Annotated in this window: 10 protein-coding genes; 4 read left to right on the top strand and 6 right to left on the bottom strand. The window is 71.2% G+C overall.

Translation table 11 applies throughout. The features are described 5' to 3' along the window. Positions 1 to 345: 345 nt before the first annotated feature. On the bottom strand, positions 346 to 1,584 hold the full coding sequence (locus tag J1C73_RS18600) for an MFS transporter (protein WP_207317403.1): 1,239 nt from the start codon (positions 1,582 to 1,584) through the stop codon (positions 346 to 348). Positions 1,585 to 1,741: 157 nt separating this feature from the next. Between J1C73_RS18600 and J1C73_RS18605 the strand changes: the two genes are divergently transcribed. After that, entirely contained in the window at positions 1,742 to 2,758 is a 1,017-nt protein-coding gene (locus J1C73_RS18605) for a LuxR C-terminal-related transcriptional regulator (protein ID WP_207317395.1), read from the top strand. Between the two features lie 49 nt (positions 2,759 to 2,807). On the opposite strand, the gene J1C73_RS18610 is transcribed toward J1C73_RS18605, so the two are convergent. After that, positions 2,808 to 4,475, bottom strand: coding sequence for a fumarate hydratase (locus J1C73_RS18610; RefSeq protein ID WP_207317396.1), 1,668 nt, complete (start codon positions 4,473 to 4,475; stop codon positions 2,808 to 2,810). A 227-nt stretch (positions 4,476 to 4,702) separates the two neighbouring features. On the opposite strand from J1C73_RS18610, the gene J1C73_RS18615 reads away from it, so the two are divergent. Together J1C73_RS18615 and J1C73_RS18620 are read left to right on the top strand one after the other, a co-directional pair. Next, positions 4,703 to 5,368 carry a DUF1707 SHOCT-like domain-containing protein gene (locus tag J1C73_RS18615; RefSeq protein WP_207317397.1) on the top strand — a complete coding sequence of 222 codons (666 nt, stop codon included), beginning with the start codon at positions 4,703 to 4,705 and terminating at the stop codon, positions 5,366 to 5,368. Between the two features lie 161 nt (positions 5,369 to 5,529). Continuing rightward, on the top strand, positions 5,530 to 5,901 hold the full coding sequence (locus J1C73_RS18620) for a WhiB family transcriptional regulator (RefSeq protein ID WP_207317398.1): 372 nt from the start codon (positions 5,530 to 5,532) through the stop codon (positions 5,899 to 5,901). A 79-nt stretch (positions 5,902 to 5,980) separates the two neighbouring features. On the opposite strand, the gene glpX is transcribed toward J1C73_RS18620, so the two are convergent. After that, the gene (gene glpX / locus J1C73_RS18625) at positions 5,981 to 7,012 is read right to left on the bottom strand and encodes a class II fructose-bisphosphatase (protein WP_207317399.1); all 1,032 of its coding nucleotides are present in this window, start codon (positions 7,010 to 7,012) and stop codon (positions 5,981 to 5,983) included. Positions 7,013 to 7,153: 141 nt separating this feature from the next. On the opposite strand from glpX, the gene J1C73_RS18630 reads away from it, so the two are divergent. Next, a complete protein-coding gene (locus J1C73_RS18630) occupies positions 7,154 to 7,672 on the top strand; it encodes a DUF4245 domain-containing protein (protein WP_123461361.1) in 519 nt (172 codons plus the stop codon). Positions 7,673 to 7,816: 144 nt separating this feature from the next. Here J1C73_RS18630 and J1C73_RS18635 read toward each other — a convergent pair whose 3' ends face one another. From J1C73_RS18635 to xseA, 3 genes are all read right to left on the bottom strand, one after another. Beyond that, a complete protein-coding gene (locus J1C73_RS18635) occupies positions 7,817 to 8,407 on the bottom strand; it encodes a malonic semialdehyde reductase (protein ID WP_207317400.1) in 591 nt (196 codons plus the stop codon). A 169-nt stretch (positions 8,408 to 8,576) separates the two neighbouring features. Next, the gene (locus J1C73_RS18640; protein WP_207317401.1) at positions 8,577 to 8,843 is read right to left on the bottom strand and encodes an exodeoxyribonuclease VII small subunit; all 267 of its coding nucleotides are present in this window, start codon (positions 8,841 to 8,843) and stop codon (positions 8,577 to 8,579) included. Positions 8,844 to 8,963: 120 nt separating this feature from the next. Beyond that, positions 8,964 to 10,175, bottom strand: coding sequence for an exodeoxyribonuclease VII large subunit (xseA, locus tag J1C73_RS18645; protein ID WP_207317402.1), 1,212 nt, complete (start codon positions 10,173 to 10,175; stop codon positions 8,964 to 8,966). Positions 10,176 to 10,289 lie beyond the last annotated feature (114 nt).

The following is a 10,289-nucleotide window of genomic DNA, read 5'->3' on the forward strand; positions in this document are numbered from 1 at the left end:
ACGGTGCGGCCGGGGTCGCACGGCGGCATCCGTACCGGGCGGTCGGGCGGGGCGGGTTCTCCCTCGACGCGGACAACTCACCGCATCGGCCGGGCACCCCGCAAGCCCGGCCGGCGGCCCGCTGCGCGAATGCGGCGGTGCGACGCCGGTACCCGCGGCCGGTCCGGACCCTCCCGGAGCCGCGCCGTACGGCCCGGCCGGCACCGGAACGGCGACCGGCGTGCGGCTCGCCGCCCGTACCCGTGCCGGTACCCGCGCGCGGGAGCCGTCGCGGCGCCGCCGCACCGCCCTCCACAGGATTGGCTGAATTCAGTCGTACGCGGACCGCCCCGGCACCGGGTCCGGTCACGGGGACGACGGGCCCGGCGGAGCCTTGCGGAGGCCGGCCACCCGGATCAGGAACACCGCGGCGACCACGAGAGCGGCACCGTGGGACCAGCCGACGACCGTCAGCGGGGTGTAGTGGTCGAGTGCGGCCGCGACCAGGATCATTCCGGCGCCGAACCCGAGATTCTCCACCGTGGCGGAGAGCCCGAAGGCGTGCGCGCGCAGCCCGGCCGGCAGGGTCTGCAGATGCGAGGTGTACGAGACCTCGGTCAGCCCGTCGGCGGCCCCCGCGACCAGTGCGATCGCGGCCGTGGCCACCAGCGGGAACCCAGCGAAGGCCAGGATGAACGCCCCGGACATGAGACAGGTGCCCCAGCCGAAGCCCAGCGCCCCGACGGGCCGGCCGGTGCGGCGCGCGTGCCGCTGGATCAGCTGCTGCACCACGATGTTGCCGAGCGCCCACAGGCACCAGAAGGCGCTGACGAACACGGCGGGGCGCGAGGCGTCGAGCTCGCTGGAGTACACCGGCAGCGCCGCGTTGTGCGAGGACGAGCCCAGCGCGTCCACGCCCCGCAGCGCCACCATCAGACCCAGACCGGGCGCGGCGGCCAGGGCGGCGAGAGCGGCGGGCCTGCGCCGGCGGGCCGGCGCGGCTTCCGCGGCCGGTTCCGCGGCCGCTTCCGCACCGGGCACCGCGGCCGGCTCCTCCCGGCTCCCGCCCTTGCCGCCGCCCGGGATGGGGAGCAGCGCCACCGTCACCGCGCAGAGGGCGAAGGTGGCCGTGTCCACCACGAAGGCGGCGGTGTACCCGACGAGCGAGACGACGACGCCCGCCGATGCGAAACCGGCCACCATGGCCAGCGAACGACCGGTGATGGAGAGAGAGTTGGCCCAGGAGCGCCGCTCCTCGCCGACCATCTCGGGAATGGAGCTGCGCAGGGACACCATGAACAGGGTCCCGCAGGAGCCGGCCACCACGGACACGGCGACCAGCGCGGCCGTCCGCAGCCCGTCCGGCGCGAGGACCAGCAGCAGCATCACCGACGCCTGCGCGATATTCGTCCAGAGCATCACGCTCTTCGCCGTGAAACGGGTGAGCAGACCGCCCGCCGTCAGCCCGGCGGCAAATCCGGACGCCAGCCGCACCGCCATGAACAACCCCATGGCGAGAGCCCGGCCCGTCGTCTCATAGACGAACAGATTGAGCGCCACCATATTCAGGAAGGTGCCGTACGAAGAGATGGCGTAGCCGGCCACGAGGAATCGATAACGCCGAACTCCGTACCGCGAGTCGGCCGATTCGGCGGTCGGCCGGCTGAGGGTGTCATCGGGGCCGGGCGTCACCCGTTCATCGTCGCAAAACCGCCGAACTCCCCGCCGTCATCCCGTATGTACAAAGGTAATCTGCATACTTGTGAAGGACGATCATTCCAGCCCACCGGCATGCGATTGCCGCGAATCGTCGGCGGACAGCTCCGCACGGGCCGGCTCCGCCCCGGAACAGCCCTGCGAGAGCGCGCTCGCGGCCTATCGGCGTGCACTGGTGGCGGGATGCCTTCCGCAGCACGAGGTGGCCGGCTGCCTGCGGGAGCTGCATCTGATGGTGGCCGACCGCGACTCACCGGGATTCATGATCCCCGTACCGCCGGAGACGGCGTCCCACGCCGCGCTCGCCCCGCTCCAGGAGGCCATCCTCGACCGGCGCCGCACGCTGAACGCCACCCGCGCCGCACTCTCCGTCTTCGAGGCCCTGTACGCGGATGTGCACCGCACCGAACAGCCCGCGCTCACCCGGCTGTCCGGGGAGGCCGTCATCAGCAAGGCGCTGGACGCGGCGGTGGGCGGCTGCCGGGAGCAGGTCCGCACCGCGCACCCCGGGGGCGGCCGTCCGGCACATGTGCTCCAGGAGGCGCTGACCCGGGACCTGGGCAACCTGCGGCGGGGAATCCGGCAGCGGACGATCTACCAGCACACCGTTCGCTCGGACCGTACGACCCTCGCGTACATCGAGCAGGTGACCGCCGCGGGAGCGGAGATCAGGACGCTCGCCGAGGTGGTCGACCGGGTGATCGTGTTCGACCGGAATCTGGCGTTCGTCCCGTTCTCCGACGAGCCGCACCACGCCCTGCGCGTCCAGCACCCGTCACTGGTGCGGTTCCTGGCCCGCGGCTTCGACGAGGCATGGGCCCGCTCGGTGCCGGTCCGCCCGGAGCGGGCGCCGCTGCGCACCCCCGTCATCACGTCCGATCTGCAGCGCGTCATCCTGCGGGCGGTGGTCAACGGCGAGACGGACGCCTCGATAGCCCGGCGGATCGGGATGAGCCGCCGCAGCGTCGCCGAGCACATGCGGAAGGTCTCCGAACAGCTCGGCAGCACCAGCCGGGCCCAACTCGGCTACCTGGTCGCGACATCGGGCCTGCTCGACGGCTGAGGGGTCGCCCGGCCCGTGCCGGACGGCCCCTCGTGCGTACGTCCGTCCGTCAGCCGAGGCCGGGCCCGCGTACCGGGATGCTGGTGAACGTCGGCGCCGGGGCGGGCTCGGTGAAGAAGTCGTTGCCCTTGTCGTCGACGACGACGAACGCCGGGAAGTCCTCGACCTCGATCCTCCAGACCGCCTCCATGCCGAGCTCCTCGTACTCGACGACCTCGACCTTCTTGATGCAGTCCTGCGCCAGCCGGGCCGCCGGGCCGCCGATCGAACCGAGGTAGAAGCCGCCGTGCGCGTCGCACGCGTCGGTGACCTGCTTGGACCGGTTGCCCTTGGCGAGCATCACCTTGGAGCCGCCCGCCGCCTGGAACTGTGCGACGTAGCTGTCCATCCGGCCGGCGGTCGTCGGACCGAAGGAACCCGAGGCGTAGCCCTCGGGCGTCTTCGCCGGTCCCGCGTAGTAGACCGGGTGGTCCTTGAGGTACTGCGGCATCTCCTCGCCCGCGTCCAGCCGCTCCTTGATCTTGGCGTGCGCGATGTCGCGCGCCACGACCAGCGGGCCGGTCAGCGAGAGCCGGGTCTTGACCGGGTACTTGGTCAGCTCGGCGAGGATGTCGTCCATCGGGCGGTTGAGGTCGATCCGCACGACGTCCCCCGCCTCGTCGAGGTGCTCCTCGGTGGTGTCCGGGAGGAAGCGCGCCGGGTCCTTCTCCAGCTGCTCCAGGAAGACGCCCTCGGCGGTGATCTTCGCGGTGGCCTGGCGGTCGGCCGAGCAGGACACGGCGATCGCGACGGGCAGCGAGGCGCCGTGGCGGGGCAGGCGGACCACACGCACGTCGTGGCAGAAGTACTTGCCGCCGAACTGCGCCCCGATGCCGATCTTCTGCGTCAGCTCGAAGACCTTCTCCTCCAGCTCCCGGTCACGGAAACCGTGACCGGTGGGGGAGCCCTCGGCGGGCAGCTCGTCCAGGTAGTGCGCGGAGGCGTACTTCGCGGTCTTCATCGCGAACTCGGCCGACGTGCCGCCGACGACGATCGCCAGGTGGTACGGCGGGCAGGCGGCCGTGCCCAGCGAGCGGATCTTCTCCTCCAGGAACTTCATCATGGAGGCCTCGTTGAGGACCGCCTTGGTCTCCTGGAAGAGGAACGACTTGTTGGCCGAGCCGCCGCCCTTCGCCATGAAGAGGAACTTGTACGCGCCGCCGTCGGTCGCGTACAGCTCGATCTGGGCCGGGAGGTTGGAGCCGGTGTTCTTCTCGTCCCACATGTTCAGCGGGGCCATCTGCGAGTAGCGCAGATTGAGCTTGGTGTACGCGTCGAAGACGCCGTGCGACAGCGCCTCCTCGTCACCGCCCTCGGTGAGCACGTTCTGCCCGCGCTTGCCCATGACGATCGCGGTGCCGGTGTCCTGGCACATCGGCAGGACGCCCGCGGCGGCGATGTTCGCGTTCTTCAGCAGGTCGAGCGCGACGAACTTGTCGTTGGACGACGCCTCGGGGTCGTCCACGATCCGCCGCAGCTGCGCCAGGTGCGCGGGCCGCAGGTAGTGCGAGATGTCGTGCATGGCCTCGGCGGCCAGGGTGCGCAGAGCCGCCGGGTCGACCTTGAGGAACGTACGGCCGTCGGCCTCGAAGGTGGAAACACCCTCGGAGGTGACCAGACGATACGGCGTGGTGTCCTCTCCCAGGGGGAGCAGATCGGAGTACGCAAACTCTGGCATTACGGCCATTCCTCACTCGGTGACGGCGGCTGACCTCCCTTGGGCAGCGCACCCACCAGGGTAGAACCCCGCCGGGGCGGCGAACCTGTGAGGTAGGGCTCACTCGGACAAGGCCCCGGACGCGGCCCCGTGCGCCGGCGCGAGGGCCTCGGGCCGCCCCGCTTCGCGCCCCGCCGTCAGGGCTCAGACCCTAGTCGCGATCTATCGCGTTTGGGTACGCTGGGCCGGTGGACCTCGAAAAGCACCCCCAGCAGCCCACCGCACGGGCCGAACCCGACGTCATCCGTGCCTCCGACGCCGACCGTGACCGGATCGCGGACATCCTGCGGGAAGCCATGGCCGAGGGCCGGCTGACCGCCGAGGAGCACGGTGAGCGGGTCGATGCGGTCTACCGCGCCAAGACCGTCGGTGAACTGGAGCCGCTGGTACGGGACCTGCCCGCGCCGGGCGGGGCCGCCAGGCCCTCCACCGCGCCGTACGCCTACGGCCCCGAGGCGCCGGCGGGCCCGGCCGAGAACCTGGTCGCGGTCTTCAGCAGCTCCACTCGCAGGGGGCGTTGGCGGGTCGGCGGCCGGACGAACGCGTTCTCGTTGTTCGGCAGTGTGGAGATCGATCTGACCGAGGCGCTTTTCGGACAGCGTCTCACCGTGATCAATGCGACCTCCATCTTCGGAAGTGTCGAGATCCGGGTTCCCGAGAACATCTCGCTGCGCGGCAGCGGAACGGGCATCTTCGGTAATTTCGAAGTCGTCACTCTGGAATCCGGGGATCCCGAGGCGCCAGTGGTGGTGGTCAACGGTTATTCGGTGTTCGGCAGCGTCGAGGCAAAGCCCAAGCGCGGCAAGTTCATTGCGGATCTCCAGGACCGGCTGCGCAAACACCTCGGTGGCTGACGGAGAAGCGGACGCGCGAGGAACTGATTCAGGCCGAAATCACGCTCGACCGTAATTTCGCGGACCGGACCTGAGTGCCACTCAGTGCATAGGCGCGCGTACAGCGGGTAGGGAGTGCTGCATCGTCTTCTCGCCCGCGAAGCCGTCGTCAGGAGTGGACCGTGCTGCAACTGCCGCATCAGCCCCTGCAGGTCGCCGCCGCGCCTTCCCAGCGGACCCCCGCTCGGGAGGACCAGGCCGGCCCCTGGCATTCGGAGGCGGTGTGCCGCCGGGACGAAGCCGGGCTGTTCTTCGCCCCGTCGAAGGAGCCGACCGCTGCCCGGCTCTCGCGCGAGGAGTCCGCGAAGCGGGTCTGCGCGCGCTGTCCGGTCATGGTCGAGTGCCGGGAACACGCCTTGCTGCAACCCGAGCCGTACGGGGTGTGGGGCGGCCTCACGGCTGCCGAACGCCGCGTGGCACTCGCCCGCCGCCGGCGGCGCGAGGCGGAGCTCAAGGCGTCCGGCGCGGCCGGCCACATCGCCGCGGCCGGCTGACAGGCACACCGCGTCCGCCTGTGCGAAGGGGCGCCCCCACCGCACATGGGGGGCGCCCCTTCGCGTGAACGTGCCTACGTCACTTCGCGCGGTCGAAGTCGATCGCACTGTAGGCACGCAGCTTCGACAGCCGGTGGGTCGAGTCGATCTTCCGGATGGTGCCGGACTTGGACCGCATCACGATGGACTCGGTGGTCGCCGTCTCCGCGCGGTAGCGCACTCCGCGCATCAGCTCGCCGTCCGTGATGCCGGTCGCCACGAAGAACACGTTGTCGCCGCTGACCAGGTCGTCCGTGGACAGCACCCGGTCCAGGTCGTGCCCGGCGTCCAGCGCGCGCTGGCGCTCGGCCGCGTCCTTCGGCCAGAGCTTGCCCTGGATGACACCGCCGAGGCACTTTATGGCGCAGGCCGAGATGATGCCTTCCGGGGTGCCGCCGATCCCCATGAGCAGGTCGACGCCGGTGTCGTCGCGAGCGGCCATGATCGAGCCCGCGACGTCTCCGTCGGAGATGAACTTGATCCGCGCGCCGGTCTCCCGGATCTCCTTGACGATGCCCTCGTGGCGCGGGCGGTCCAGGATGACGACGGTGACGTCCTCGGGGGTGGAGTTCTTCGCCTTCGCGACCCGGCGGATGTTCACCGAGACGGGGGCGTTGATGTCGACGAAGTCGGCGGCCTCGGGGCCGGTGACCAGCTTGTCCATGTAGAAGACCGCGGACGGGTCGAACATCGCGCCCCGGTCGGCGGCGGCCAGCACGGCGATCGCGTTCGGCATGCCCTTGGCGTTCAGGGTCGTGCCGTCGATCGGGTCGACGGCGATGTCGACCTCGGGGCCGGTGCCGTCACCGACCCGCTCGCCGTTGAACAGCATGGGAGCTTCGTCCTTCTCGCCCTCACCGATGACGACGACGCCGTTCATCGACACGGTGGAGACGAGGGTCCGCATGGCCTTCACGGCGGCGCCGTCGGCGCCGATCTTGTCCCCGCGGCCGACCCAGCGCCCGGCGGCCATGGCGGCGGCCTCGGTGACCCGGACGAGCTCCAGGGCGAGGTTGCGGTCGGGGGCCTCCGGGGAGACCTCCAGCTGGGACGGCAGATGATGCTCGGACATCGGAGCGCACCTTTCTGTACGACGACGACCGGATGAGGGTGATGTGACTCTATCGTCAGGTCGATAAAATGAGCAGACCGGGTCACGTATGAGCGGCCGCCCCCGGTTCGGTCCCGCCGGGGCTGATGCGACGATGGACCCGTGGCAAGCAAGCGAGGCAAGCAGACGGTGCGGGACATGTTCCTGTCGTTGGCGGTGATCGCCGCGGTGGCGGGCGTCGTCTACATCTTCATCCCGCACGACGACAAGGCCGATCCGGTCAAGGCGGTCGACTACCGGGTCGAGCTCCTGACCGCGCGGCGCGCGGCCCCGTACCCGGTGGCCGCACCCAGCGGTCTGGCGCAGAAGTGGAAGCCGACCTCGGTCAGCTACGAGCGTGAGGCCGGCAACAGCTGGCACCTGGGCTTCCTCGATCCGGACGGCGGGTACGTCGCGGTGGAGCAGTCCACGTCCCCGGCGGAGAAGTACGTCACCGAGGTCAGCCAGGACGCGAAGAAGACCGGGCGCACCCAGCAGGTCGCCGGTGAGACCTGGCAGCACTGGGAGGGCCCGAAGTACGACGCCCTCGTGCGCGAGGACAAGGGCGCGACCACGGTCGTCACCGGGTCCGCCGCGCCGGAGCGGCTGGCGGAGATGGCGGCGGCGCTCAAGACCTCCTGACGGGATCTTCCGGCGGGGGCGGGGCGCGCGGGTACGGGAAAGGCCCTGGAGCAGGTGCTCCAGGGCCTTTCCCGTGTGTCTCGGTGTGCGCATCGGCCGGGCGGATCGCCGGACGGCGTCGGGCGGACCTCCGGCCGGTGCGGCTCAGACGGTCTTGATGACCTCGTCGTAGGCCAGGCGCGGCAGACGCGGGAACCAGGCGTCCTCGCCCGGCTTGCCGATGTTGATGACCATGAGCAGGCTGTGGTCGCCGTCCAGGAACTCCTTCTCGATGCCCGCGGCGTCGAGGCCGGTCATCGGGCCCGCGGCCAGGCCGGCGGCGCGGACGCCGATGATGAAGTAGGCGGCCTGCAGCGCGGCGTTCAGCGTGGCGGCCGACTCGCGGACCGGGCGCTCGGAGAAGAACGCGTCCTTGGCCTGCGGGAAGTGCGGCAGCAGCGCCGGGAGCTCCTCGTGGAACTCGTTGTCGGCGGCCAGGATCGCGACCAGCGGGGCGGTGGAGGTCTTGGCCTGGTTGCCCTCGGCCATGTGCGCGACGAGGCGCGCGCGGGCGTCGTCCGAGCGGACCAGGATGACGCGCAGCGGCGACTGGTTGAACGCGGTCGGGCCGTACTTGACCAGGTCGTAGATCGCCTGGATCTGCTCCTCGGTCACCGGCTCGTCGGTGAAGGTGTTGGCGGTGCGGGCCTCACGGAAGAGGAGGTCCTGGGCGGCGGGGTCGAGAGCGAGGGACATCTTGCGTATTACCTTCCGGACGTACACGGGGGGGTCGGACAACGTCGATCACCGTACGGCAGGGGTAGGTTAACTTTCAACTAAAACCGGAACGGAGTGATTCACTCCACAACTAACAGGGATTGCCCCGGGCGCCGTCACGTGCACGCCCACCAGCCCGCCCGCGGGCTCAGCCCGCGTCGGCCGCCGTGTCCTTGGCGCCGCCGTCCCCCGGGGCGGCCGGTCCCGCCAGCGCGGCGTCCAGCCGGGCGCGGGCGCCCTCCAGCCAGTGCCGGCACACCTTCGCCAGCTCCTCGCCCCGCTCCCACAGCGCGAGGGACTCCTCCAGGCTCGTCCCGCCGGCCTCCAGCCGGCGCACCACCTCGATCAGCTCGTCGCGCGCCTGCTCGTATCCGAGCGTGCCCGTGGCCGCAGCCGTCGTCCCGTCGTCCGTCATGTGATCCACCTTATTGCGTGAGCATGTCCGTCAATAGCGCGTGCGTGCATCCGCCGGTCCCGGTTCAGTCGCCCCCGGCCCGGCCGTCCCCGAGGCCCTGTCCGCCTCGACCGGCCGCCTTCACTCGGCGACCCGCACCACGAACTCGCCCCCCGAGACCCGGGCGCGGAGCGCATCCCCGGCCGCCCCCGCGTCGGCGGGATCGCGCACCACATGCCCGTCCGCCCGCTGGAGCACCGCATAGCCGCGCTCCAGCGTCGCCGCGGGCGACAGCGCGACCACCCGGGCCCGGGTGTGGGCCAGCTCCGAGTCCGCACGGTCCAGCAGGTGCCCCAGCACCCGCCGCCCGCGCCCGATCAGCGCGTCGACCTCCGCCTCGCGCTCGTCCACCATCCGCTGCGGATGCTCCATCGAGGGCCGCCCCAGTGCGTGCGCCAGGCCCCGTTCCTCCCGGTCGAGCAGCCCCCTTACGGTCCGCAGCGCCCGGTCCCGCAGCTGCTGGACCCGGTCCAGCTCCTCGCCCACATCGGGCACGATCCGCTTCGCCGCGTCCGTCGGGGTGGAGGCCCGTACGTCCGCGACCAGGTCGAGCAGCGGGGAGTCCGGCTCGTGCCCGATCGCCGAGACCACCGGGGTGCGGCACGCCGCGACCGTACGGATCAGCTGCTCGTCCGAGAACGGCAGCAGGTCCTCCACGCTGCCCCCGCCGCGCGCCACGACGATCACGTCGACCTCCGGGAGCTCGTCCAGCTCCCGCACGGCCTGGACCACCTGATTCACCGCGTGCACCCCCTGCACCGCGGTGTTGCGGACCTCGAAGCGGACGGCGGGCCACCGGCGCCGCGCGTTCTCCAGGACGTCGCGTTCGGCCGCGGACGCGCGGCCGCAGACGAGCCCGATCAGCTGCGGCAGGAAGGGCAGCGGCTTCTTGCGGTCGAGGGCGAAGAGGCCCTCCCCGGCCAGCGACTTCTTCAGCAGCTCCAGCCGGACCAGCAGCTCGCCGATGCCGACCGGCCGTATCTCCGTGGCGCGCAGCGAGAGCTGCCCGCGGGGGGCGTACCACTCGGGCTTGGCGAGGACGACGACCCGCGCTCCCTCCGTGACCACGTCCGCGATCCGGTCGAAGACCTGCCTGAAGCACGTCACGCTCACCGAGATGTCGTGAGAGGGGTCGCGCAGCGTCAGGAACACCACTCCGGCCCCCGGACGCCGCGACAGCTGGGTGATCTGCCCCTCGACCCAGACGGCGCCGAGCCGGTCGATCCAGCCGCCGATGAGCCGTGACACGTCACCTACGGGCAGCGGAGCTTCCGCGGATGTTTGGAGAGCCATGCGAGCGAGCGTATCCGCCACGACCGACAACGAGGCGGCTCCGCGACGGGAGCGGCCCGCGGCCCTCCGCGGATCGGCACGGGGGCCCGCCCCTGCCCGCGTGCCGATCCGCGG

The sequence above is a fragment of the Streptomyces laculatispora genome (genome assembly GCF_017353455.1).
GTDB classification, from domain to species: domain Bacteria; phylum Actinomycetota; class Actinomycetes; order Streptomycetales; family Streptomycetaceae; genus Streptomyces; species Streptomyces laculatispora.

Excerpts from the sequence above, each read along its gene's own strand:
- J1C73_RS18610 (WP_207317396.1), bottom strand. The coding sequence starts at position 4,475 with ATGCCAGAGTTTGCGTACTCCGATCTGCTCCCCCTGGGAGAGGACACC.
- glpX (WP_207317399.1), bottom strand. The coding sequence starts at position 7,012 with ATGTCCGAGCATCATCTGCCGTCCCAGCTGGAGGTCTCCCCGGAGGCC.
- J1C73_RS18635 (WP_207317400.1), bottom strand. The coding sequence starts at position 8,407 with ATGTCCCTCGCTCTCGACCCCGCCGCCCAGGACCTCCTCTTCCGTGAG.
- J1C73_RS18640 (WP_207317401.1), bottom strand. The coding sequence starts at position 8,843 with ATGACGGACGACGGGACGACGGCTGCGGCCACGGGCACGCTCGGATAC.
- xseA (WP_207317402.1), bottom strand. The coding sequence starts at position 10,175 with ATGGCTCTCCAAACATCCGCGGAAGCTCCGCTGCCCGTAGGTGACGTG.